This is a genomic window from Bosea sp. Tri-49 (assembly GCF_003952665.1).
Classification (GTDB): Bacteria; Pseudomonadota; Alphaproteobacteria; order Rhizobiales; family Beijerinckiaceae; genus Allobosea.
Genome location: NZ_CP017946.1, coordinates 4,942,316 through 4,966,359, shown reverse-complemented (window position 1 = coordinate 4,966,359; position 24,044 = coordinate 4,942,316). Strand labels below are relative to the sequence as shown.

Annotated in this window: 20 protein-coding genes; 14 read left to right on the top strand and 6 right to left on the bottom strand. The window is 65.9% G+C overall.

Annotated features, from left to right (window positions below; all coding sequences use genetic code 11):
- Positions 1–71: 71 nt before the first annotated feature.
- The 6 genes from BLM15_RS23965 to BLM15_RS23940 form a co-directional block, all read right to left on the bottom strand.
- Complete coding sequence (locus tag BLM15_RS23965) at positions 72–1,214, bottom strand: glycosyltransferase family protein (RefSeq protein ID WP_164547621.1); 1,143 nt, start codon at positions 1,212–1,214, stop codon at positions 72–74.
- Positions 1,211–2,482, bottom strand: coding sequence for a glycosyltransferase family 4 protein (locus BLM15_RS23960; RefSeq protein WP_126115100.1), 1,272 nt, complete (start codon positions 2,480–2,482; stop codon positions 1,211–1,213). Before BLM15_RS23960 ends, BLM15_RS23965 begins: the two co-directional genes overlap by 4 nt.
- The gene (locus BLM15_RS23955; RefSeq protein WP_126115099.1) at positions 2,479–3,144 is read right to left on the bottom strand and encodes a class I SAM-dependent methyltransferase; all 666 of its coding nucleotides are present in this window, start codon (positions 3,142–3,144) and stop codon (positions 2,479–2,481) included. Before BLM15_RS23955 ends, BLM15_RS23960 begins: the two co-directional genes overlap by 4 nt.
- Before the next feature lie 89 nt (positions 3,145–3,233).
- Positions 3,234–5,033, bottom strand: coding sequence for an adenylate/guanylate cyclase domain-containing protein (locus tag BLM15_RS23950; RefSeq protein WP_164547620.1), 1,800 nt, complete (start codon positions 5,031–5,033; stop codon positions 3,234–3,236).
- 16 nt (positions 5,034–5,049) lie between these two features.
- On the bottom strand, positions 5,050–5,499 hold the full coding sequence (locus BLM15_RS23945) for a cyclic nucleotide-binding domain-containing protein (protein ID WP_110489766.1): 450 nt from the start codon (positions 5,497–5,499) through the stop codon (positions 5,050–5,052).
- The gene (locus BLM15_RS23940) at positions 5,496–8,231 is read right to left on the bottom strand and encodes an ABC transporter transmembrane domain-containing protein (protein ID WP_164547619.1); all 2,736 of its coding nucleotides are present in this window, start codon (positions 8,229–8,231) and stop codon (positions 5,496–5,498) included. The genes BLM15_RS23945 and BLM15_RS23940 overlap by 4 nt, the downstream gene beginning before the upstream one ends.
- Before the next feature lie 320 nt (positions 8,232–8,551).
- Between BLM15_RS23940 and BLM15_RS23935 the strand changes: the two genes are divergently transcribed.
- The 14 genes from BLM15_RS23935 to BLM15_RS23870 all read left to right on the top strand — a co-directional run bounded on the left by BLM15_RS23935 (position 8,552) and on the right by BLM15_RS23870 (position 24,026).
- Positions 8,552–10,435 carry an ABC transporter ATP-binding protein gene (locus BLM15_RS23935; RefSeq protein ID WP_126115096.1) on the top strand — a complete coding sequence of 628 codons (1,884 nt, stop codon included), beginning with the start codon at positions 8,552–8,554 and terminating at the stop codon, positions 10,433–10,435.
- On the top strand, positions 10,435–12,348 hold the full coding sequence (locus tag BLM15_RS23930; RefSeq protein WP_126115095.1) for an ABC transporter substrate-binding protein: 1,914 nt from the start codon (positions 10,435–10,437) through the stop codon (positions 12,346–12,348). The genes BLM15_RS23935 and BLM15_RS23930 overlap by 1 nt, the downstream gene beginning before the upstream one ends.
- Before the next feature lie 5 nt (positions 12,349–12,353).
- Positions 12,354–13,352, top strand: a complete 999-nt coding sequence (locus BLM15_RS23925) for an ABC transporter permease (RefSeq protein ID WP_110490081.1) — start codon at positions 12,354–12,356, stop codon at positions 13,350–13,352.
- Complete coding sequence (locus BLM15_RS23920) at positions 13,349–14,527, top strand: ABC transporter permease (protein ID WP_236846402.1); 1,179 nt, start codon at positions 13,349–13,351, stop codon at positions 14,525–14,527. The genes BLM15_RS23925 and BLM15_RS23920 overlap by 4 nt, the downstream gene beginning before the upstream one ends.
- A 29-nt stretch (positions 14,528–14,556) precedes the next feature.
- Positions 14,557–15,696 (top strand): glycosyltransferase family 4 protein, encoded by a 1,140-nt coding sequence (locus BLM15_RS23915; RefSeq protein WP_126115094.1) that lies wholly within the window; start codon positions 14,557–14,559, stop codon positions 15,694–15,696.
- On the top strand, positions 15,693–16,484 hold the full coding sequence (locus BLM15_RS23910) for a polysaccharide deacetylase family protein (protein WP_126115093.1): 792 nt from the start codon (positions 15,693–15,695) through the stop codon (positions 16,482–16,484). Before BLM15_RS23915 ends, BLM15_RS23910 begins: the two co-directional genes overlap by 4 nt.
- Before the next feature lie 91 nt (positions 16,485–16,575).
- On the top strand, positions 16,576–17,856 hold the full coding sequence (locus BLM15_RS23905) for a glycosyltransferase family protein (protein WP_236846401.1): 1,281 nt from the start codon (positions 16,576–16,578) through the stop codon (positions 17,854–17,856).
- A 99-nt stretch (positions 17,857–17,955) separates the two neighbouring features.
- Entirely contained in the window at positions 17,956–19,191 is a 1,236-nt protein-coding gene (locus BLM15_RS23900) for a metal-dependent hydrolase family protein (protein WP_126115091.1), read from the top strand.
- A 48-nt stretch (positions 19,192–19,239) separates the two neighbouring features.
- Positions 19,240–20,040 carry an ABC transporter permease gene (locus BLM15_RS23895; RefSeq protein ID WP_206438563.1) on the top strand — a complete coding sequence of 267 codons (801 nt, stop codon included), beginning with the start codon at positions 19,240–19,242 and terminating at the stop codon, positions 20,038–20,040.
- A 2-nt stretch (positions 20,041–20,042) separates the two neighbouring features.
- On the top strand, positions 20,043–21,098 hold the full coding sequence (locus BLM15_RS23890) for an ABC transporter ATP-binding protein (protein WP_126115090.1): 1,056 nt from the start codon (positions 20,043–20,045) through the stop codon (positions 21,096–21,098).
- A gap of 33 nt (positions 21,099–21,131) precedes the next feature.
- Complete coding sequence (locus tag BLM15_RS23885; RefSeq protein WP_126115089.1) at positions 21,132–22,181, top strand: ABC transporter substrate-binding protein; 1,050 nt, start codon at positions 21,132–21,134, stop codon at positions 22,179–22,181.
- A complete protein-coding gene (locus BLM15_RS23880) occupies positions 22,178–23,047 on the top strand; it encodes an ABC transporter permease (protein ID WP_236846400.1) in 870 nt (289 codons plus the stop codon). Before BLM15_RS23885 ends, BLM15_RS23880 begins: the two co-directional genes overlap by 4 nt.
- 83 nt (positions 23,048–23,130) lie before the next feature.
- Entirely contained in the window at positions 23,131–23,319 is a 189-nt protein-coding gene (locus BLM15_RS23875; protein ID WP_126115088.1) for a twin transmembrane helix small protein, read from the top strand.
- A 101-nt stretch (positions 23,320–23,420) separates the two neighbouring features.
- Entirely contained in the window at positions 23,421–24,026 is a 606-nt protein-coding gene (locus BLM15_RS23870; RefSeq protein ID WP_126115087.1) for an acyloxyacyl hydrolase, read from the top strand.
- Positions 24,027–24,044: the final 18 nt, after the last annotated feature.

Genomic DNA, 24,044 nt, shown 5'->3' with positions numbered 1-24,044 from the left:
GATCGAAAGCGGCGGAGCGGCAATTCGCAAGAGGCATGCCGACCCTTCGCCGGCATGCATTCGCGCACGGCTCAGGAGCGGCTTGCGAGCAGTCTTGCGATCGCTGCGACGGTGCCCGCCGCGCCGTCGAGATCGACGTCCATGGTCGGCGGCACAGCGCCTTGAACCAGTGTCGCTTCGACGGCAGCAGCCAGAGCCTGTGGTCCTTCGGCAAGGTTCACAACGCGCGCCAGGCCGGCCCGTTCCAGTGCCGCGGCACGCAGAGCCTGCTCGGTCTCGCTGCCGGCATCGAAGGGGATGAGCAGCGCCGGCCGCCCGGCCTGCAGCAGATCGAGCGTGGTGTTGTAACCGGCCTGGCTGATCGAGAGCGCGCAGCCGGCAAGCAGGGCGGGGAAATCCGGCCGGACCCGCTCGACATGGGCATTGGCCGGAGCCGATTGTCGCAGCCTGGCGAAATCGGCCTCGGCTACGCCGTGGCCGACCAAAAGATGAAAGGGGCGTGCCGGCAGCAATCGCGCCGCCACGAGCGCTGCCTCGAAAAGTGGCAGCGCCGCCGCCGAGCCCCCGCCGGAGACGAGGATTGTTCCCGACGAACCTGCTGCCGCCACCGGCAAGGCGAGAGGCTCCGCCAGATAGCCGGTATAGACCAGCTTGCCCGCGATCTCCGGCGTCACCGGCCAGGAGGCTTCGAGCGGCAGAACGCGCGGGTCACCATGCACGAGCACCGCGTCGAACTGCGTCGCGAGCCGCTCGGCTACTTCGGCGAGCCGCTCCGGCCGTTGCGGCGCGACCAGCACGTCGCGGATCGACGACAGCACGAGCGCGCGCGGATTAGCCGCCCTTGCCGCCGCGATCAGCGCCAGGAACTCACCCGCAAGCTGGCGCCGGCCAAAGGGGAAATGCTCGGTCACGACGATGTCGGGCGAAAGCTCCTGCGCCAGAACTGCAAGTTGTTCCCGCCGCGCGACAAGTCGCTCCGGCGTCGCGGCGTGGCCGTTCTCATCGAGCAGATTGCGGAAATCCGTGCCTTCGGTGCGTACCGGCGGCAATTGCACGAAGCGACAGCCCGCTGCAGCCTTGCCGTCCGGCATGCCGCCGCTGGCGAGCGTGACCGCATGCCCGGCCCCGACCAGAGCGCGCGCCAGCTGCCGCGCCCGCACCAGATGGCCGATCCCCAACAGATGCGTAACCGCAATCAGGATGCGCACGCTCATGGCGCGGCATCTCCCTTGCCAGCGACCGCCACCATCAACGCCCGGTAGACCCGCTCCAGACCGGCCTGCGCCGAGAACTCGGTCCCGAGCCGGGCGAGAGCCGCCGCTCCCAGCTTCGCGCGCCATTGCGGATCGCGGCTTAAGCCGTCCAGCGCCTTGGCCAGGGCCGAGACATCGCCCGGCCGTAGCAGCAATCCCTCGCGCCCATGCTGCACAAATTCCGGGATCCCGGCGAAATCGGTCGCGACGATCGGCAAAGCCTGGCTTGCCGCCTCCATCACCACATTCGGCAGGCCGTCGCGGTCACCGTTCTCCGCCTGCTTCGATGGCAGCACGAAAAGATCGGCCTCGCGTAGCGCGGCGATCACCGCGTCCTGCGCCTGCGCCCCGCGCCATTCGATCCGCGACGCGATGCTGAGCGTCTCGGCCTGCGCTTTCAGTGCCGCAAGCATCTCGCCGCCGCCAATATGGACGAGCCGCCAGTTCAGATCAGCGGGCAGGATCGCAAGCGCCGCGAGCAGGTCATCAAAGCCCTTCTTCGCCACCGCCCGCCCGATCGTGATGAAGCACAGCGGATCGGCCGAGTCGGAACCATCGCGCTGTGGTCGTGCTTCAGGCGGTACAGGGAAGCGCGAGAGATCGAGCCCGTGATAGAGCAGCGCGACCTTGTCCGGCCCGTCAGCGAGACGTTTCAGCTCGGCATAGCCGTCGCGAGTACAGGTCACGCCCCAGCGCGCATCGGCGATCTTCTCGCGCTTCTCCCAGTCGGGCGTCGTCCAGATGTCCTTGGCATGGGCGGAGAACGACCAGGAGAGGCCCCGGCTCAGTGCCGCATAGCGGATCACCGAGGCCGGCGTGTGCAGATAATGGACATGGAGATGGCGAGTTCCCGCCGGCAGTTCGCGGGCCATCGCGCAGGCCTGGCCGAAGCGGCGCAGGCGGTTGCGTGTGCGGTCGCGGGCGAGATCGTACATGAAGACGCCGAGTAGCCGCAGGATGCTCGGGCGCCGGAAGGCGCGTCCGATGCCGCGCAGCACGCGCGGCCAGTCGTCATGCAGATATTCCGGCAGATAGTGCAGCGGCGCTGTGATCTCGCGGTGCATCAAGTGCCGCGCGCCATCTGTGGGGTGACGCAGCGACCAGATCGCGAAGGACAGGCCGAGCCGCTGCAGGCCGATCAGTTCCTGGGCGATGAAGGTCTCCGACAGGCGCGGATAACCCTTCATCGCGATCGCGACCGCCGGCCCGGCGGGCTCCTCGCTGCTCATCTGCGGCCGATCAGCATGAAGCGGGTGTAATTCTTGGTCGGCAGCGCACCGGCGAACCACAGTTCCGAAAGCCCGGCCTGCGCCTTGAAGGCGTCGAGCGAAGGAACGCAGCTGCGGTGGTCGGACTCGCGAAAATAATCATTCGATTGCAGCAGCAGCGGCAGCCCGGCGGGAAGGCCAGTGATCCAGCCTGGGACATCGTCGAGATGCTCGCAGCTGGTATTGATCACCAGCCCCGGCCGCCCGCCTTCGGCCCGTTCGAAGTCAAGGCTCATCATGTCGGCCGTCATCGCCCGGAAGCGTCCGGACGCGACATGGCGATGGTTCAACATCTCGGCCACTGGCGCGCAGTCCGGATCGATGTCGAGGCTCACGACTTGCGGGATCGCCAGTCGCTCATCGGCCAAGAGCATGGCGCCGAGCACACCATGCCAGGCACCGAGCACCCAGACCGGCCCGTCCGGCTTCGGCAGGACCTCGGCGAGCGTCTCAACCAGCCAGCGTTTGGAGGCGATCTGCTTGGGATTGAAGGCGATCGAGATATCGGCGCGCACGCCCTTGCCGACCAGCCGGGCGAGATCGCTTACGATCGCGTCGCCGGTCAGCGCCGCGACGCCGCGCAGGATGTCGTGCAGCGCCTCGCGGGAAATCTCGTCGGTCATCGAAGCTCTGGGCTATGCGGCAGATTGTGAAGCGGCCGGACCATAGGCAGGAGCCCTGGCAATTGCCAGCGCCCGCTCGCGGCGCCTGGCTAGCTGGAGCTGTTCCCATCTGTGGCTGTCGGAGTTTTCTCTTTCGCCACTGGGAGCGCGCCTTCAGCCTTTTGCGGCGTGACCTTGGCGTCCTGATCCCCGTCCGGCTTGGCTTCACCGGCCGGCGTGCTGCCGAAGCCGTAGACCTGCATCGGCTTGTCGCGCCCCTTGACCGCGATCTTGTGGGGCACCGTGTCGCGATAACTGCGTCCCGTCGCGCTCACCGTCTCGGCGGAGACGACGATGTCGGACAAAAGGCGCCGCGTCGCGGCCTCGAGCTGGCTCGCGATCATCACCGTCTCGCCGACCGTGATTTCGCGCCGCCCCATGCTTTCGTTCTCGACGGCGCCGACGATCGTCTGGCCGCCATGGATGCCGATGCCGATGCGCAGCGGCAATGGCAGGGCATTGGCGTATTCGCGGTTGAGCGCCTCGACCGCTCGGACCATGTCCCCGGCCGCGGCGATCGCCGCTGCGCCCGCGCGCGCCGGCGTTGCCTCCAGCCCGAACACCGCCATCAGCCCGTCGCCATAGATCGCCTCGATCCGCCCGCCATGCGCCGCGATCGCCTGGGACATCTCGTCATAGAAGCGGTTGAGCAGGCTCATCAGCTCATGGGGCAACTGCCGCTCGGAGAGCGCGGTGAAGGCTCTGAGGTCCGCGACCATCACCGTCAGCCCCTTCTTGCCGATCCGGTCATCGGAATCGAGAGCGCCGGTGGGACCGGCACCGCGCTGCTTGGCGGCGAGCAGGATCTGGACCTGGAGGTCGCGCTTCGGCCGGATCTGGCAGGCGAGCCGGACATGGTCGCCGGCCGAGATCCGGCGCAGGAGCCGCGCCTCGTTCGGGCCGGGCGGCGGCAGATCGTCGGCGCCGTCGAGCACCAGCACGCGGCAGGTGGCGCAGCGCGCCCGCCCGCCGCAGAGCGCGGCGTGCGGAATGCCGAAGCGACGGAATATCTCGAGCAGGGTCGGGCCGGGAACGACACGGCGCACGCCATGCCCGACGAAACGGACCGCGATCGCACCGAGCGCCCGCGCCCTGAGCTCGCGCAGCACGACGAAGCCGGCGAAGCCGCCAATCAAGCCGAAGAAGGCGCGCTTTGCCCAGGTGACCGAGCGGTTGAAGGTGTCGATCTGGATCTCGGTATAGAGCTCCGGCGGCAGCGCCATCATCTGCGCCTCCCGCCCTGCCACCGAAAAGCCGATAATGGCGAGCAGCGGAATCAATACGGCCACGAGCAGAAACGGGTCGCGCCAGCGCACATAGGCATCGCGCGCCCGGAAGGTGAAATGCAGGCCGATCACGCCATGCGTCCAGACCAGCAGCAGCAGCAGGCTCTGTGACAGAGCAAGACCGGGCCAGAGTCGACGCAGGACGGCATGATAGCTCTCGTCCTGGCCGAACAGTGATCCCTGCACCCGGGTGCCGACGATATGGTCGATCAGGAAGATCGGGATCGCGACGCCGAGCACGATCTGGATCACCTCGCGCGCCGGCATGCGGAAAGTCCGCCGCTGCGCCACGCGCAGCAGAGCGAAGACGGGATGGACGATCAGCGCCCCGTAAAGTCCGACCGTGCCGATCCAGCTGTGCCAGAACCAGTAGCGCCAGTCCTGCACCGCCTCCATCGTCGCGACGCCGAAGATGCCGAGCGCGTGATTGAGGAAATGCGTGGTCGCGAAGACCATCAGGATGCAGCCGGAAGCGAAGCGCACGTCGCGGCTCCAGGACGACATCTGGTCGAAGCCGGAGGCGACGGGCCTGCCCCCGGCTGGCGTGCTCGGAACCGCTGTCATCGGCGCACCCGGCGCTTCAATGTGTCTTCTCACCGTGCAGGACGGAATCCGCCAACCGATAGAGCCGCCCGGCCAGATCGCGCGACAGCGCGACGGAGAACTCAGGAATGTTGTCGAGCAGCTCGAAGAACAGCGCCCGCGGCAGCCGCAGCGCCACCACGTCGGTCTTGGCGGCGGAACGCGCGGCATTGGTCTGGTTGCAGAGCAACGGCACGTCGCCGATGATGCTGCCGGTCGCGAGCCGGAAGCTCTTCTGCCGTCCGTCGGAGAAATCGTGCGAGAGCTCGACCTCCCCTTCCAGGATGCAGTAGACCTCCTCGGGCTTTGCGCCTTCCTCGGTGATCACCGTCCCGGCCGGAAAATAGAGCCGTTCACCCATCAGGGCGAGCAGCTTCAGTCGCGGTCCCGGCAAGCCGCGGAACAGGGGGATCGATTTCAGGCAGCCGATATCGCTCTCGAGTGTCATGTCCTCGCCTCGATCGGAACCGCCCCATTGGGGGGCAGCATCTCGTCCTGCTCGTCCGCCTCGTCGACAGATCCGCCCTTGTTGCTCACCCGGGCCACGGCTCCGTTGAAGATGATCTTCTCAGGGATATCGGCAGCCAACCCCTGGTCGGTCAAGAGCAGGAACACTGTCTTGTCATTGCAATAGCTGCCGATCCGGCGGATCAGGCCGCGAGGATCGGCGCAGGTGATGGCGAAGGCGTCGAGATCGAGCACCAGAATGTCCGGCTGTTTGATCAGCGCCTGGGCCAGCGGCACCATCAATCGCAGGCGCAGCGGCAGCAATCGGCCGCGCAGGCCGACATCGGTGTTGAGCCCCAATCGATAGGCCGCCGCGTCAAGCCCAGCCCGCGACAGCGCCGCCCGGGCGATCTCCGCCACCTTGCGTCCGGCATCGGGAACGCCGAAGCCGATGCGCCCGAACAGCAGGTTGTCGCGCACGCTCGCGCCATGGATCACATCGGCCGGATCGTAGAATTCGACCTCGTCGGCTTTTTCGCCGGGAAGATAGGTCTTAAAGCTGTGCCGGGCGCGCAGCACGCGCCGCCGCAGGGCGATGTCGAGCAGGTTGAGCCGGTGCTTTGGCTCGACATAGCCGAGCGCGAGCGCGACCAGCTCGCGCTGTACCGTCGGGTCGAGCGGGCTGCGCCGGTCGTGCCGACGCAGAGCCTCTGCCAGTTCGCCGAGCTTCTCCAGATCCACCTCACCGCCGAAGGCATAGCGCTCGAACAGGACATGGCCCTGCGGCAGGCCTGCGAAGATCTCGACCAGTGTCGAGGCGATGCGCCCGCCGATCTCGGCCAGCGGCTCATCGAGGGCCTCAGCTTGCAGCACCGAGCGGGCGTAAGGGTCCTCGAGCAGAAAGTCGGCCGGCTGACGGCCATTGCGCATGGCGCCGAAGACGAGGTTCTCCGCGATCGTCGCATTGGCGTTGTAGCGCTCGAGATCGAAGGTCTCGATCAGCCCGGCGAGCTTGGTCTTGGTCAGTTCGGCCGCCACCACCTCGCGCGCTTCGATGATGCGTTCGGCCGCGCCTTCCGGCAGCGGCGCGATCACCTTGGCGTCGAGCCCGAGTTCGTAGATCTCATCGGCACAGCCGAGCGTCTCGAGAATAGAGAGGACGCGCTGCTCGAGCGCTTCCTCGCCGTCGAGCCCCACGCCTTCGTAATCGTTCCAGTCCGCGGCGAAAGGCAGCGGCGTGTTTCCCGCCCGCAGCGCCTCGATGAAGCGGCGATGCTCCTCTTGGTCGACAGCCTTGTCCGGCTTCACCACCGGGCGCCTGCGCTTCAGCGGCAGCAGGATGTTGTCGCGCAGGGATCCGTTGATGATCTCGACCTCGGGGCCGGCATAGCCGATGAAATGGCTCGCGCGCTCGACGCTGATCGCGGAGAGTGGCTCCTTGTCGATCATGACGCGACCGGCATAGCTCATGGTCTGCCGGCCGAGAATGCGCCCTAGCGTGTCGCGGCCACCTCCGGCCCCCCCGATCAGCGCGACCGCCCCCGGCCGGTGCAGAGTCAGGCTTAGCGGCGCCAGGAGCGGCTGCCCGCGATTGTCGACCATCTCGACCTTGTCGAGCCGGATCTCGCCGCGGGACGGCAGCCGCGCGATCTCGCCCTTTTCCTCCAGCGTGACCACCTCGGTCGGGCTGAACTGCGCGATCACCTGCTCGTATTTGATGGTGACGTCGTTGCGCTGCTGCTCCCAGTCGATCAGTTCCTTGATCGGCGGAGGCAGGTCGCGATAGGCCGCGATCACCGCGACCAGCTGGCCGATGTCGAGTCGGCCCTGCAGAGCGAAGAAGCCGCCGATCGCATAGAAAAAGAAGGGTGTGACCTGCGCCAGCAGATTGTTCAGGAACTTGACGGCGAATTTGCGCTTGTAGAGCGCATAGCGGATGTCGAACAGCGTGCCGAGCCGCCCGGCGATGTCCGACTGGATATAGGAGGTCGCGCCATTTCCCTGAATGGTCGGTCCGGCATCGACGATCTCGCCGATCCGCCCCGCGAGCTGGCGCGAGACGATCTGGCGCTCGCGGCCGAGGCGGAGCTGCTCCTTGCGCAGGATCGGGATGATCACCGCCTGCATCAGCACGATGACCAGTGCGATCGAGCCGAGCCAGACGCTCTGCATCATGATGAAGGCGAGCGCGGTCAATGCCTGGCTGAGCAGAAAGGCCGGCTGGATGAAGGCATCGCCGACGAAGCCGCCGATCGGCTCGACCTCGTCCTTGATCATGCTCGCAGCTTCAGCCGGCTTGACCGAGCGGATATCCTCCGGCCGGAAGCGCATCAACTGGCTGAACAAATCGTAGCGCATGCGCCTGAGCATGCGCTCGCCGAGTACGCCCTTCTGCAGGTTGACGACGTATTTGAAGCCGCCGTTGATCAGGACGAGCACGAGGAAATAGAAGCTCAGCGTCAGCAGCAGGCCAAGCTGGCCGACCTTGAATCCCTCAGAGATCTGGAAGCTGCCGCCGCCGAGGAATTCTGGCAGGTGCAGCGCCCAGTCGAACACCGTTGCCGTCGTCTTGCCGTCCTTGAAGGCGCCGCCCTGGATCGCATCGTTGACGATGCGCTTGGGCACATCGAAGGACAGCCAGTTGAACGGGATCGAGACGAGGATCACCAGCAGAACGATGATCTGCTCCCGGCGGCTCTTCTGCCAGACGTAACGGAAGAGGCTTCTCTCCAAGGGGCTTTCCCATCCCGCATCCGGAAGAGCGGAAACTCCGCCGGCTTGTCCCCATATGTGGGCAGTTCACGACGCGGCGCAACATGCCCCGGGACTCGACAAGTCCGGCGATTTCAAGTTCGGTCGAAGCAAGCGGCACTGCCGGGAACGCCGCCATGTTACGCGGTCGTCATTGATTGGAGACAAGGACGACGGGGACGGGAGGAGAAAGAATCGCACCGTAGTGGGCAAGGCGGCTTTAACGGCAAATCGATCCGGATGACGGCGCAGATCGTGCATCCGGCAACACGGACATCAGGGGACGACGGCGTCAGCCGCAGATGAATATTCTCGAGATCAACGACCTGAGGATCGGCTTCACCGTTCACGGCTTCGCTCGCGATGTCGTGAAGGGCGTCGGCTTCCGCATTCCCGCCGGCAAGACGGTCGCGCTCGTCGGCGAGTCCGGCTCGGGGAAATCGGTGATCTCGCAGGCGATCATGGGTTTGCTGCCGCGCGCGGGCGCCATCACCGGCGGGAGCATCCTGTTTCGCGATCCAGAAACACCCGATGCCGTCACCGACATCGCCACCCTTCCCGCCGAGGGCAAGGAGATCCGCGACCTGCGCGGTGGGCGGATCGGCATGATCTTCCAGGAGCCGATGTCATCGCTCTCGCCGGTGCACACGATCGGCAACCAGATCGAGGAAGCGCTGCTGCTGCACCGGCCGGTGCCAAAGACGGAAGCACGCGCCCTGATCGAGGCGATGCTGAAGCGGGTCGGCTTCAAGGATCCCGTCCGCGCTTTCGACTTCTATTCCTTCGAGCTCTCGGGCGGCCTGCGCCAGCGCGCCATGCTCGCCATGGCTCTGATCTGCCAGCCGGCGCTTCTGATTGCCGACGAGCCGACGACGGCGCTCGACGTCACCATCCAGGCTCAGGTGCTCGATCTGATGCGCGATCTCCAGGCCGAGATGGGCATGGCGATCCTCTTGATCACCCACGATCTCGGCGTCGTCGCCAACATGGCCGACGAGGTCGTGGTGATCTACCATGGCGAGATCATGGAGAGCGGCCCGGCCGAGGACATCTTCCGCCGCCCGCAGCACCCCTATCTCAAGGCGCTGCTCAAGGCCTCGCCGCATTTCGACATGCAGGAGGGCGAGCGGCTGGTCGCCCTGCGCGAGGCTCGCCCGCGCGTCGCGGCGACGCCGAAGCCCGCTCCGGCGCAGCAGGCGGTCGAACAGCGGGCGCCGCTGCTCGCGGCGCGCCATCTGCGCAAGACCTATACGACCAATTCCAGCCGCTTCTTCGGCAAGGGTACGACCTCGACCGTCGTCGCCGTCGACGATGTCAGCTTCGATATCGAGCGTGGCGAATGCCTCGGGCTGGTGGGCGAGAGCGGCTGCGGCAAGACCACGCTCAGCAAGCTGATCATGCGGGCGCTGACACCGGACTCAGGCGAGATCCGCTTCGACGACGGCAAGGACTGCATCGACCTTCTCTCGCTGCAGGGCGAGGCGCTGCGCAACTTCAGGCCGAAGCTGCAGATGATCTTCCAGGACCCGGTCTCGTCGCTGTCGCCGCGCATGACCGTGATGAACCTCCTGCGCGAGCCGCTCGTGATCCACGAGCGCGGCGACGGCGCCGAGCAGAAGGCGCGGGTCAAGGCGCTGATGGACGATGTCGGGCTCGATCAGCGCTTCCTCTCGCGCTATCCGCACTCCTTCTCCGGCGGCCAGCGCCAGCGCATCGGCATCGCCCGGGCGCTCGCGCTCGATCCGGAGCTGATCATCTGCGACGAGCCGGTCTCGGCCCTCGACGTCTCCGTCCAGGCGCAGATCCTCAACCTGCTCAAGGATTTGCAGGCCGAGCGCGGCCTCACCTTCCTGTTCATCTCGCACAATCTCGCGGTGGTGAACTACATGGCCGACCGCATCGCGGTGATGGCGAACGGCCGCATCGTCGAGCTCGCGCCGCGCCACACCCTCTTCACCGCGCCGGTCCACCCCTACACCAAGGCGCTGCTGAAATCGGTGCCCTTCGCCGATCTCGACCGCAAGCTCGACTTCAAGCTCGCAGCCCCCGGCGGCGCCTCCGATACGCGCCACTGGCCGGCTGGCTTCAAGCCCGATCCGGATGGCGAACCGCTCGCCCATCTCGATCTCGGCGCCGGCCATCTCGTCCTCGCCAAGCCCGGCGCCAATGTCAGGGAGCTCGCCTGATGCGGATCGCGCGCAGGAGCTTTCTTCTCGGAACCGGCGCCGCCCTCGTCGCCCCGCGGCTGGGCTTTGCCGGTGTCGAGACCCTGATCGACAGCCCTGCGCTCGCCGCCAAGGTCGCTGCCGGTGGACTACCGCCGCTCTCCGAACGCCTGCCGAAATCACCGCGATTGATCGAGGTGGCAGCCATGGGTCGCGCGCCCGGCCGGCATGGCGGCACCATGCGGATGCTGATGGGCGACCAGCGCGACATCCGCATGATGACGATCTATGGCTACACCCGCCTCGTCGTCTACGACGACAAGCTCGAACTTGCGCCCGACCTGCTCGAGAGTTTCGAGGTCGAGCGCGGCCGCGTCTTCACCTTGCGGCTGCGGGCCGGCCATCGCTGGTCGGACGGCCATCCCTTCACCGCCGAGGATTTCCGCTACTGGTGGGAGGACGTCGCCAACAACAAGCGGCTATCGCCGGGGGGACCGCCGCAGGCGATGCTGATCTCCGGCCAGCCTTGCCGCTTCGAGATCCTTGATGAGCTGACCCTGCGCTACACTTGGGCGGAGCCGAACCCGGTCTTCCTGCCGGCGGTCGCCGGCGCCCAGCCGCTCTACATCGCTATGCCGGCGCATTATCTGAAGCAGTTCCACCAGCGCTATGCCGGCAAGGAAGAGCTGGAGCAGAAGATCAAGAGCGCACGCGTCAAGGACTGGGGCTCGCTGCACGAGCGCTTCTCACGCCAGTACCGGCCGGAGAATCCCGACCTGCCGACGCTCGACCCCTGGCGTAACACCACATCGATCCCGGCTGAGCGCTTCACCTTCGTCCGCAACCCGTATTTTCACCGGATCGACGAGAACGGTCGGCAGCTACCCTATGTCGACGAGGTCACGCTGACGATCGGCAGCTCCGCGCTGATCCCGGCCAAGACCGCTGCCGGCGACGCCGACCTGCAGGCCCGCTATTTGCGCTTCGAGGATTATACCTTCCTCAAGGGCGCTGCGAAGCGGATGAACTTCGAGGTCAAGCTCTGGAAACGGGCCGAAGGTGCCTCATTCGCGCTGATGCCCAATTTGAACGCGATCGATCCGACCTGGCGCGATCTCAACCGCGATGTGCGCTATCGCCGCGCGCTCTCGCTGGCGATCAATCGCCGCGACATCAACCGTGTCATCTATTTCGGGCTCGCCAAGGAGAGCGGCAACACCGCTTTGCCCGAGAGTCCGCTTTATGATGCGGCGCTGGCACAGCTCAACATGACGCCGGACCTTGCCGAGGCCAACCGCCTGCTCGACGAGATCGGCCTTTCCAAGCGTGACGGCGAGAAGATCCGCCTGTTCCCGGACGGGCGGCGCCTGGAGTTCACCATCGAGACCGCCGGCGCCTCGACCGAGGAGACCGACATCCTCGACCTGATCAAGCAGGACTTCATCGCGATCGGCATCAAGATCCACCCGCGCTCAAGCCAGCTCGACGTCTTCCGCCGCCGCATCCTCGCCGGCCAGACGATCATGTCCGGCTGGACCGGCATGGACAATGCGCTGGTCGCGGCCGAGATGGAGCCCGACGCGCTGGCGCCGACCTCGCCCGCCCAGTTCAACTGGCCGCGCTGGGGCCAGTATTTCGAGAGCGGAGGCCGCGAAGGCGAGGAGCCTACGATTCAGGAGGCGAAGGAGCTCGTCGAGCTCTACCGCAGCTGGCGGCATTCGACGACGCACGAGGAGCGCCGGGAAATCTGGCAGACAATGCTGAAGATCAACGCCGAGCAGTTGTTCACGATCGGCGTGGTCAATGCCACGCTGCAGCCGATCGTGATCGCGAAGGCACTGCGCAACGTGCCGGACAATGGCCTCTACAGCTTCGAGCCGGGCGCCTTCTTCGGCCGCTATATGCCGGACACGTTCTGGTTCGAGGGGAAGTAGCCGTGCTGCTGAAGTACATCTTCAAGCGCATCCTGGTGATGATCCCGACGCTGTTCGTCACCAGCGTCCTGATCTTCACCGTGATCAACCTCCCCGAGGGGGACTATTTCGAGACCATGGTCGCCGAGATGCAGGCGCAGGGCGAGAAGGCGGACATGAGCCGCGTCGAGTTCCTGAAAAAGGAGTACGGTTTCGACAAGCCGCCGGCCGAGCGCTATTTCTGGTGGGTCACCGGCCTCTTACGCGGCGACATGGGCTACTCCTTCGAGTATCAGCTGCCGGTGCGCGACATCGTCGGCGACCGCCTGCTGCTGACCATGGTGGTCTCGTTCTTCACCATCATCTTCACCTGGATCGTCGCCTTCCCAATCGGCATCTATTCGGCGACGCACCAGTACAGCTGGGGCGATTACGGCCTCACCTTCATCGGCATGCTCGGCCTCGCCATACCGCATTTCCTGCTGGCGCTGATCTTCCTCTATTTCGCCAACGTCTGGTTCGGCACCTCGATCGGCGGTTTGGTCGACCCGCAATACCTCAACCAGCCGATGAGCTGGGCCAAGTTCAAATCGGTGCTGGAGCACCTCTGGATCCCGGTGATCATCATCGGCGCCGGCGGTACCGCCGGCATGATCCGCAAGCTGCGCGCCAATTTGCTCGACGAGCTGCAGAAGCAGTATTACGTCACCGCCCGGGCCAAGGGCCTGCCGCCGGGCAAGGCGCTGCGCAAATATCCGCTGCGCATGGCGCTCAACTTCTTCATCTCGGACATCGGCGACATCCTGCCTTCGATCGTCTCCGGCGCCGAGATCGTCGCGATCGTGCTCTCGCTCCAGACCACCGGCCCGCTGCTGATCCGGGCGCTGCAGAGCCAGGACATGTATCTTGCCGGCTCGTTCCTGATGTTCCTGTCCTTCCTCACCGTGATTGGCGTGCTGATCTCCGACATCGCGCTCGCCATCCTCGATCCGCGCATCCGCCTGCAGGGGACGGCGACCAAGTGACCACGCCTTCCGCCCCACAGGCTTCGGAGCCGCTGCCGCATCGCTGGTCGACCGCGCCGTTCGAGCCCTATGCGATCGAGAAGATGTCGCCCGAGCAGGAGCGCGTCTATCTCGCTCCGCAGTGGAAGCTGATGTGGTGGAAGTTCCGCAAGCACAGGCTCGCGGTGATCTCCGGCGTCGTCATCCTGCTGATGTATCTGTCCGTCGCGATCTGCGAGTTTCTGGCGCCCTATCACTACACGACGCGCAACACCGACTTCATCCGCGCCCCACGCCAGGAGCTGCACCTCTTCCACGAAGGCAGCTTTGTCGGCCCTTTCGTCTATCCATATGTCCAGCGCCTCAACATGGAGAACCTGAAGCGCGAATATGACGTCGACGAAACCAAGCCGCAGAAGCTCCGCTTCTTCTGCCGCGCCGACAATTACGAGTTCTGGGGATTGATTCCCGGCAATCTCCATTTGGTCTGCCCGCCCGAGGGCGGCACACTCTATCTGCTCGGCACCGACCGGCTCGGGCGCGACATGTTCTCGCGCATCCTCTATGGCGGGCGGATCTCGCTGACCATCGGCCTGCTCGGCGTCAGCGTCTCCTTCGTGCTAGGCATCATCATAGGCGGCATCGCCGGCTACTATGGCGGCAAGGTCGATCTCATCGTCCAGCGCGTCATCGAGATCGTGCAGTCGCTGCCGCATATCCCGCTCTGGCTCGCGCTGGGGGCGATCATGCCGCCCTCCTGGAGCCCGCTGCTGGTCTATTTCGGTATCACCGTGATCCTCGGGCTGATGGACTGGACCGGACTCGCCCGCGCCGTGCGCTCGAAGCTGCTGGCGCTGCGCGAGGAGGATTATGTCGTCGCCGCCCAGCTGATGGGCGCCAAGCCCGCCCGAATCATCGGCCTGCATCTCGTGCCGGGCTTCATGAGTCATCTCATTGCCGCCGCGACGATCACCATCCCCAAGACCATTCTGGGCGAGACGGCGCTCTCCTTCCTCGGCCTCGGCCTCCGGCCGCCGATCACCAGCTGGGGCGTGATGCTGAACGAAGCGCAGAACATCAACGTCGTCGCGCTCTATCCCTGGCTGCTCTACCCATGCGTCCCGGTGATCGTGATCATCCTCGCCTTCAACTTCCTCGGCGACGGCCTGCGTGACGCAGCCGACCCGTATCGCTGAAGCCTGCTCGCGCCATCGCAAGACCAGCCGTGAAGATCGCTTTCCATACGCCGCTGAATCGCTATGGCGACGGCGCCCCCTCCGGCGACCGGCTGATGGCGCGCCAGCTCGTGACGTTGCTGGAAGAGCTCGGCCATGCCGTCGAGATCGTTCCGGCCGAGCGCAGCTTCATGCGCGAGCCCGATCCGGCACTGCTCGCCGCTCACAAGAAGGCGGCGCAGAGCGTGATCGCGTCACTGACGGAACGTTGGCAGGCGCCGGACGCCCGGCCCGACCTGTTCTTCACCTATCACTGCCACTACCGCGCCCCGGACCTGATCGGCCCAGCCTTGGTCGAGCATTTCGCCCTGCCCTATCTCGTCGCCGAGGCCAGCGACGCGCAAAAACGCTTCGACGGCCCGTGGGCGGGGGCGGCAGCGCTCGCTCGCGAGGCAATCCTGCGCGCCGATCTGCACCTTTGCATGACGGCGCGCGACCGCGAAGGCTTGAGCCGGCTCATCCCGGAGCCGGACCGCCTGATCGAGCTGCCGCCTTTCCTGCTCGGGGTCGAAGAGGTTCCCGAGCACTCCGCCGCACCGCGCGCGGACGGCGAGCCTCTGCGGCTGATCGCAGTCGCGATGATGCGCCAGGGCAACAAGGCGGCCTGCTACCTCTTTCTCGCCCGCACGCTCGCGCGCATCATCGACCTGCCCTGGACGCTGACCCTGATCGGCGACGGGCCGGAGCGCCCAGCCATCGAGGCCGCCTTCGCCAGCCTTCCACCCGGCAGCGTCCGTTTCCTCGGCCGGCAAGCGCGCGCCGATATCCTCGCTGAACTCGCCTCTCACGACCTCTTCGTCTGGCCAGGCCTGAATGAGGCTTATGGCGTGGTCTATCTCGAAGCGCAGGCCGCGGGGGTTCCCGTGGCAGCGCTCGACAGCGGCGGCGTGCCCGCCGTCGTCGCACGTGACCGCACCGCCCTGCTCGCTCCCCATGACGACGAAGCTGCGCTGGCGGCAACGATCGTGCGACTGATCCGCGATGCCGAACTACGCGCTCGCATGGGCGCCGCCGCTCGACGCTTCGCTCGTGAGGAGCGCAACGGCGAAGATGCGCGCGCAATCCTCGCAACAGCGCTTGATGGCGCGATCGCTCGAAACGGCCGCAGGGATTTGGAGCGCGCGCTGTGACCGAGGAAGCAGCCTGGTCCGCTCTCTTCGCCGAGCTCAATCGCTGGGAAACCACCGGCAAGCGCCTCGATCTCTGGCTGCGCGACGACGATGCGACCGTGCCCAGCGACCAGCTCGACCGGCTCGCCGCCCTTGCCGATCGCTTCGCGATTCCGGTGCTGCTGGCCTCGATCCCGCTACTGGCGCAGGAGACGCTGGCGAGGCGGCTGGAAACCGCGCCGCTGCTGCGCCCCTGCCAGCACGGGACCTGGCACCGCAACCACGCCCCTGCCGGTGAGAAGAAGAGCGAGTTTGGCCTGCACCGGCCGCTTCCCGAGCTTCTCACTGAGATCGCTGCCGGCCAGCAGCGCCTGCGAGAGCTCTTCGGCAGCTCCTTCCTCCCGGTCTTCGTGCCACCCTGGAACCGCATCCATCCGGACGTCGCGGCAGAACTACCTCAACTCGGCTTCGCCGGCCTGTCCTGCTTCCGCAATTTCGCGCTGGGACCAGCCGGCGGGCTCCGTCTCATCAACACCGATCTCGATCTGATCGACTGGCATGGCGGCCGCGTCGGCCGGCAGCCCGGCGATCTCCTGGCCGAGATGGTCCAAACGCTCGCCATTCGCCGCTTGGACCCCGAACCGAACCAGCCCTTCGGCCTGCTGTTGCACCATCACGATCATGACAATACGGCGTGGGATGTCCTCACGAATCTGCTGGCGCGACTGTCCGGTCACGCGGCCGTCGCATTCTCCGGTCCCGATGCTCTCTTCGGCGCGGCAACCTACCTGGCAACGGACTTGGATTGACGCGCCGGCAGCGCTATGGTTTCGGGCAGTTCGGGTGCGTTCTGGCGTCCCCCGAAGGCCATCTGACCTTCAAGCAGAGGACGCGACGCACGTGGGGCTCAGTCTGATCGACGATAGCGGCGTGCGCCGCCCGCCGTGCAGTCCGCATGCACCGCGCGTCCTGATCTATAGCCACGACACCTTCGGTCTCGGCCATATCCGCCGCTGCCGCGCAATCGCCAATTCGCTGGTCGCGAGCTACCCTCATATATCAGTGATCATCGTCTCCGGCTCGTCGATGATCTCGAGCTTCCAGTTCGGCGACGGCGTCGATTATGTCCGCATTCCCGGCATCGAGAAGCAGAGCGACGGCCGCTATCTGCCGCACCATCTCAACCTCGAACTCGCCGACACGATCCGCCTGCGCACCGACCTCATCAAGCAGACGGTGCTCTCCTTCGACCCGGACATCGTCATCGTCGACAAAGAGCCGATCGGCCTGCGCGGCGAGCTCATCCCGTCCCTTGAGATCCTGCGCCGGCGTGGCGCACGCATCGTGCTCGGCCTGCGCGACGTGCTCGACGAGCCGGCCAAGCTGCATGAGGAATGGCGCCAGAGCGGCGCGCTCGACGTGCTCGCCAATACGTATGATGACATCTGGGTCTACGGGCTGGAGAGCATCTACCGGCCGCTCGACGGGCTGCCGAACCAGCCGCTCTTCGCCGACAAGATCCGCTACACCGGCTATCTCAAGCGCGCAGTGCCCTCGCCGATGCCGCCGAACCGGCATCCGCGCATCACCAAAGGCCCGTTCATCCTGGTGACGCCCGGCGGCGGCGGCGACGGCGCCGGCGTGATCGACTGGGTGATCTCGGCCTATGAGACCGATCCGACCATCGAATTGCCATCGCTGATCGTCTTCGGCCCGTTCCTGTCGCGCGAAAAGCGCAAGGAGTTCACCGAACGCATCGCGAAGCTGCCAAAGCTGGAAAGCATCGGCTTCGAGCCGCGTCTCGAACTCCTGATGAACCGGGCCCACTGCGTCGTTGCCATGGGCGGCTACAACACGTTCTGCGAGATCCTGTCCTTCGACAAGCCGGCGCTGATCGTGCCGCGCGTCCGGCCGCGCCTGGAGCAGGCGATCCGGGCCGAACGCGCCGACAATCTGCGCCTGATCGACGTGCTGCTCGATCCGACCCAGACCGGCGCGAGCACGCGTGACCCGTGGCAGATGGCAAAGGCGCTGCACGCGCTGCCCAAGCGGATGCCGCCGTCACAGGCCTTCCTGCCAGACCTGCTCGACGGCCTCCCCGCGATCAATCGCATGCTCGCCAACGACCTGTCTCTGCCCGTCCGCGGCCGGGCGCTGGCGCAGAACGCGGCGGCCGGCTGATCGCGAAAGGCGACTCCATCGCGCCATTACGCGCAGGACGCGATGGACACGGCCTGCGAAGCTCATAATATATCAGGAGCTTCGCCGGGAGACGCCGCCATGACGCAGGTCCTGTTCCGCAATTTCGCGATGCTGGAGCCAGGCCATGGCGAATTGCGCAAGGGTCATGAACTGCTTGTCGAAGGCGAGTTGATCCGCGAAGTTTCCGACAAGCCGATCAAGGCCGACAAGGCTGATGTGATCGACTGCGGCGGGCGCACGCTAATGCCCGGGCTGATCGACAGCCATGTCCACGTCATGCTCTCCGAGGTCTATATCCGCCTGCTGGAGAGCGTGCCGCTGACGCTCGCCACCGCCCGCGCCGCACGCCTGATGAAAGGCATGATCGACCGCGGCTTCACCTCGGTCCGTGACACTGGCGGCGCCGACTGGGGCATCAAGGAAGCGGTCGAGAAGGGCGACATTGCCGGCCCGCGCCTGTTCATCGCCGGCGCCGCGATCGGCCCGACCGGCGGCCATAGCGACCCGCGCCGGCGCACCGATTTCGGCGCACGCTGCCATTGCTGCAACGCGATGGCCTTTACGATGAACATCTCCGACGGCGTCTCTTCGGTCATCAAGTCGACGCGCGAGCAGATGCGGCTCGGTGCCGACCACATCAAGATTATGATGTCCGGCGGCGTCGCCAGTCCTTACGACCCGCTCGACTCCATGCAATTCACCGTCGAGGAGGTCACCGCGGCTGTGACCGAGGCCAAGGCCTTCGGCCGCTATGTCTGCGCCCACGCCTATACGCCAGAAGCCATCACCCGCGCCGCGCAATGCGGCGTGCGTGCCATCGAGCACGGCAACCTGATCGACGACGCCTCGGCCAAGCTGATGGCCGAGAACAACATGTTCCTGACCGCCAACCTCGTCGCCTATTACGCGATGAAGGAACGTGCCGCCGAATTCGGTATGAATGCCGAGATGCTCGCCAAGAACGACCTCGTCATCGATGGCGGCCTGAAGTCGCTGGAGATCTGCAAACGCGCCGGCGTGCCGGTCGCCTATGGCTCGGACCTGCTCGGCCAGCTCCAGGCCGAGCAGTCGCGCGAATTCCTGCTGCGCCGCGAGGTGCTGTCGCCGATCGAGATCATCCGTTCGGCGACTACCGTCGGCGCCCAGCTGCTGCGCATGGAAGGCAAGCTCGGCACGCTGCGTGCAGGGGCTTATGCGGATATCATCTTGGTCGATGGCGATCCGCTGAAGAGCCTGGAGCTGTTCCAGAACCAGGGTGCGAAGCTGCCGCTGATCATGAAAGGTGGCGCATTCCACAAGAATACGCTGCATTGAGGACGGGCACGAGACGATGAAGAGGGCAGCAATTTGAGCGCCGCGCGATTGAGCCTGGGACGCATCGCGCTGAATGGCGCCGCCACGCTCTCGCTCGGCTTCATCCTGCTGCCGCTGTTCTTCGTCTTCTGGCTCGCCTTCTTCCGCCAGGAGATCCCCTCCTTCCCGCCGGAAGGGTACTCGCTGAAGTGGTTCCAGGCGGCCGCGAACAACAAACCCTTCGTCGACGGTTTCCTGCTCAGCCTGCAGGTCGGCGTGTCGGCGACCCTGATCGGTCTCGTGCTGGGTGTGCCCGCGAGCCTTGCCCTGATGCGCCACCGCATCGCGCTGGGCCCCGCCATCAACACGCTGCTGCTGCTGCCGCTGGTGATGCCGGGCATCGTGCTTGGTACCTCGCTCTATGTCTTCCAGATCGAGACCGAGATCGCGACCGGCCTGCCGGTGATGGGCTCAGCTGGCGGTCTCGTCGCCGCCCATAGCCTCGTCGTCATCCCCTGGGTGGTGAAGCTCGTCACGGCGAGCCTCGCCGGCTTCGACCGCACCATCGAGGAAGCCGCGCAGAATCTCGGCGCCGGCCCCTGGACGACCTTTCGCCGCGTCACCCTGCCGAGCATCAGGCCGGGCCTCGTCGCCGGCTCGCTGTTCGGCTTCGTCACCTCCTTCGGCAATCTTGAGATGAGCCTGTTCCTGGTCGGACCTGGGCGCACGACCCTGCCGATCGCGATCCTGCAATATCTCGAATGGAAGATCGATCCGACGGTCGCTGCCGCTTCGGTCATCCAGATCGTCCTGATCGGAGCGGCGATGATCATCACCGACCGTTACGTCAAGCTGAGCCGGGTGGTCTGAACATGGCGAAGCTTTCGATCGAGCATCTGCGCAAGGTCTATGGCGAGTTCACCGCCGTCGACGATTGCAGCATCGACATCGCCGACGGTGAGTTCCTCGTCCTGCTCGGCCCCTCCGGCTGCGGCAAGACCACGACCTTGCGCATGGTCGCCGGTTTCATCCAGCCGACGGCAGGCAAGATCACCATCGGCGAGCGCGACGTCACCAACCTACCGCCCTGGAAGCGCAATTGCGGCCTGGTCTTCCAGTCCTATGCGCTGTTCCCGCATATGACGGTGGCTGAGAACGTCGCCTTCGGGCTGGAGATGCGCAAGATCGCGCCGGCCGATCGCGCACCACGGGTCACCGAGGCCTTGCGGCTCGTCCGCCTGACCGGCCTCGACGAACGCTATCCGCGCCAGCTTTCCGGCGGCCAGCAGCAGCGCGTCGCGCTGGCACGCGCGCTCGCCATCGAGCCCGACGTTCTCCTGCTCGACGAGCCCCTCTCCAATCTCGACGCCAAATTGCGCCAGGAGGTCCGCGTCGAGATCCGCGACCTCCAGCGCAAGCTCGGCCTCACCACGATCATGGTCACGCACGACCAGGAAGAGGCCCTCACCATGGCCGACCGGCTGGTGGTGATGGAGAAGGGCAAGGTCCGCCAGATCGGCACGCAGCGCGAGCTCTACGAGAAACCGGCCGACCGCTTCGTCGCCGGCTTCATTGGCCGCAGCGCTTTCCTCGACGGCGCGATGGCCGAGGCTGGGCGCTTCCGCAGCGGCGGCGGCCTCGACATCAGCTGCAAGGCGACCGCTGCCGGCCCGGCGACATTGGCGCTCCGGCCGGAACGTCTCGCCATCGGCGCGGAGGCTGAAAGCTGCCCCAACCGCTTCCAGGCCCGGGTCGAGCACGTCTCCTATCTCGGCGCGCTGCTCGATATCGACGTCCGGCTGACCGAGCAGGACCGCATCCTGCTGCAGGTGCCCAATCGCCCCGGTGCGGCCGAGCCGAAGCCGGGCGACATGATCACGATAGGCTGGGCCGAAGACGCCGGGCTCGTCTATCCACGCGAGCCTTAGGCCCGCTCGACAGGCGTCCAACGGGGAACGAACATGAAAAAGATCGACAGACGCGATGTCTTGAAGGGCCTGGCCGGCGCCGCGGTCGCGATGCCTGCCCTCGGTGATGCCGCCCAGGCGCAATCCGGCGGCAAGGTCGTGGTCGGCACCTGGGGCGGCGACTATGCCCGCCTGCTGACCAAGAACATCGAGGATCCGCTGCTCAAGCCCAAGGGGCTCGAAGTGGTGCAGGACCAGGCCGGCGATGCGCCGCGCCGCGCCAAGATGGTGGCCGAGCGCCGCCTGCCGCGCGGCACCGTCGACATCCAGGGCTTCTCCGCCGCCAACATGTTCGAGATGAACGAGGCCGGCGCGACGGAGACCCTCGACTACTCGAAGATCCCGAACGCCAAGAACCTCCTGCCGACGATGAAGTATCCGTACGGCATCGGACACATCTATTCCGGCAACGTCGTCATCTATAATCCGAAGCTGATCAGCCCGGCCCCGACCGGCTTCAAGGACTGGCTCGATCCGAAATGGGGCAACAAGATCGGCTTCATCGACATCCAGTACCAGGCGATCATGATCGCCGCCTCGATGGCCGCCACCAATGGCGCCAGCATGAACGACATCGAGAAGGCCAAGGAGGTCCTGCTCGCGGTCAAGAAGGCCGGCGCGCGCGTCTACCCGACCAACGAGGCCTTCGCCCAGGCGATGAAGAACGAAGAGGTCGGCATCAGCGCGATCTGGAAGGCGCGTGTGGTGCAATGGCAAAACGCCGGCATCCCCTGCGAGGCGGTCTCGCCAGTCGAGGGCATCCCGGCTTACGTCTCCGGCTTCGTCATCGCCAAGAACGCCCCGAACAAGGACAATGCCTACGCCTATATGAACGCCATGCTCGCTAAGGAGCCGCAGGAGGCCTTTGCCGTAGACATGGGCTATAATGGTACGGTTTCCGGCCTCTCCGTCGCGCCCGACCTGCAAAAGCGCATCGGTTTCACCCCCGATGAGGAGAAGCGCATCAAGGATCTCGACTACGCCTTCCTCGCCAAGAACGACTCGGCAATGAAGGAATGGTGGGACAAGGTGTTCAAGGGGTGAGCATCGCCCCCGAACCCGTCGCGGGTGCCCGCACCAATCTCGCCGGGATGCTCGTCGTCCCGGCGACGATCTTCGTCGCGATCGGGCTGATCGGCCCGGTCGCGATCCTGTTCCGCTATTCGCTCAACCAGTTCATCCCCGGTCAGTTCATGGTCGACGGGCTGACCATCGAGAACTACGTCAAGTTCTTCACCGACGGCTTCTATCTCAACGTGCTCTGGCGCACGGTCCGCGTCGCGGTGATCTGCACGATCATCTGCCTGATCATGGGCTTCCCGCTCGCCTATGTGCTGGCGCGCACCGAGAGCCGCTTCAAGAACCTGCTGATCATGCTGGTGGTGCTGCCGCTCTTCGTCGGCAATGCCGTGCGCGCTGCCGGCTGGATGACCGCTTTCGGCAGCAAGGGCGCGCTCAACGCCTCGCTGATGGGCCTCGGCCTGATCGATCAGCCGCTCGAGATCATGTTCACCGAGACCGCCGTCATCATCGGCATCATCGCGGTCAACCTGCCCTTCATGGTGCTGACGCTGCAGAGCGTGATCGAGGGCATCAACCGCAATGTCGAGGAGGCCGCCTTCAGCCTCGGCGCCGGACCGGCGGCGATGTTCCGCCGCGTGCTCTGGCCGCTCGCCATGCCCGGCATCCTCGCCGGCACGATCCTGACCTTCATCCTGGCGATGAACGCCTATGCCACGCCGGTCCTGCTCGGCGGACCGAAATTCCAGACCATGGGCCCGCTGGTCTACGGCCAGTTCGCCCAGCAGAACAACTGGCCCTTCGGCGGCGCGATCTCCTTCATCCTGATGACGGCGACGCTGCTGCTCACCATCGCCGCCAACCTGATCGTGCAGCGGCGCTATCGCTAGGTTGAAGGCTTTCTCCACCGCTGTGGCGCTTCGCCGCCACGGCCATGCTGGTCAAGCGCCGCCGCGAGGATTAAAGCACGGCGATGACCGTCTCCTCTGCTCTCGTCCCGATCGCTGTTGGCGCCGTCGCCGTCGTGCTGTTGCTCGGGCTGGTCAACATGCTGCGCGGCGGCAGCTCCAACACCTCGCAGAAGCTGATGCGGCTGCGCGTGGTGCTGCAGTTCATCGCGATTCTGGTGATCCTCGGCGTACTCTGGTGGCGCGCCGGTTGATCGTTTTGCGGTGCACAAGGACAGCGTCGTCACATTGCGGCCACCACTCTCTGCGCTTTTCTAATCTTTAAAAGCTCCGCCGAAAGCCCAAATCACCCGCCATGGTTCGCGTCGCGTCGCTGTTCGTTGCCCTCTCGGTCCTGTCTCCGCCCGCGCTGGCGCAGGGCGACCGCAGCGGCAGCCGCGCGCTCGGCTATGCCCCCGCAGCGGAAGCACCTGCTCCGGCCTGGGAGGCCCGCTTCGGCCTCGGTGCCGCCAATCCCGGCGGACGGGAGAGCGGTCTGCTCAACTTTGGCGGCGAGGTTCTGACACCGCGCGTCGCCACGCTGAACGACCGCTTCACCAACGCCTTCGTGCCGCGCTTCCATCTCGGCTCCAGCCTCAACGTCAACGGCACGCAATACGCCTATGCCGGCGCAACCTGGACCTTCGACGTCTCGCAATCGGTTTTCCTCGAAGCGAGCTTGGGCGCCGCCGTCAACAACGGCAAGGCGGGCTTCGTCGTTCCCGAGAACCGCCTGAATGTCGGCTGCAACACCGGCGCACGCAGCGCCGCCGCCCTCGGCTTCCGCCTCAGCGACCGCTGGAGCCTGATCGCGACGCTGGAGCATTTCAGCACCACCGGCTGCTCCGACAATCCGCTCGCCAATGCCGGCAATCCGCGCGGCCCCTCGAATTTCGGCGCCCGCCTCGGCTATACCTTCTGAAGCCGGTCGCTTTGAGCC

Coding starts and splice junctions, on each gene's coding strand:
- BLM15_RS23950 (WP_164547620.1), bottom strand. CDS start 5,033: ATGACAGCGGTTCCGAGCACGCCAGCCGGGGGCAGGCCCGTCGCCTCC.
- BLM15_RS23890 (WP_126115090.1), top strand. CDS start 20,043: ATGGCGAAGCTTTCGATCGAGCATCTGCGCAAGGTCTATGGCGAGTTC.
- BLM15_RS23885 (WP_126115089.1), top strand. CDS start 21,132: ATGAAAAAGATCGACAGACGCGATGTCTTGAAGGGCCTGGCCGGCGCC.
- BLM15_RS23900 (WP_126115091.1), top strand. CDS start 17,956: ATGACGCAGGTCCTGTTCCGCAATTTCGCGATGCTGGAGCCAGGCCAT.
- BLM15_RS23935 (WP_126115096.1), top strand. CDS start 8,552: ATGAATATTCTCGAGATCAACGACCTGAGGATCGGCTTCACCGTTCAC.
- BLM15_RS23945 (WP_110489766.1), bottom strand. CDS start 5,499: ATGACACTCGAGAGCGATATCGGCTGCCTGAAATCGATCCCCCTGTTC.
- BLM15_RS23875 (WP_126115088.1), top strand. CDS start 23,131: ATGACCGTCTCCTCTGCTCTCGTCCCGATCGCTGTTGGCGCCGTCGCC.
- BLM15_RS23930 (WP_126115095.1), top strand. CDS start 10,435: ATGCGGATCGCGCGCAGGAGCTTTCTTCTCGGAACCGGCGCCGCCCTC.
- BLM15_RS23955 (WP_126115099.1), bottom strand. CDS start 3,144: ATGACCGACGAGATTTCCCGCGAGGCGCTGCACGACATCCTGCGCGGC.
- BLM15_RS23870 (WP_126115087.1), top strand. CDS start 23,421: ATGGTTCGCGTCGCGTCGCTGTTCGTTGCCCTCTCGGTCCTGTCTCCG.
- BLM15_RS23965 (WP_164547621.1), bottom strand. CDS start 1,214: ATGAGCGTGCGCATCCTGATTGCGGTTACGCATCTGTTGGGGATCGGC.
- BLM15_RS23960 (WP_126115100.1), bottom strand. CDS start 2,482: ATGAGCAGCGAGGAGCCCGCCGGGCCGGCGGTCGCGATCGCGATGAAG.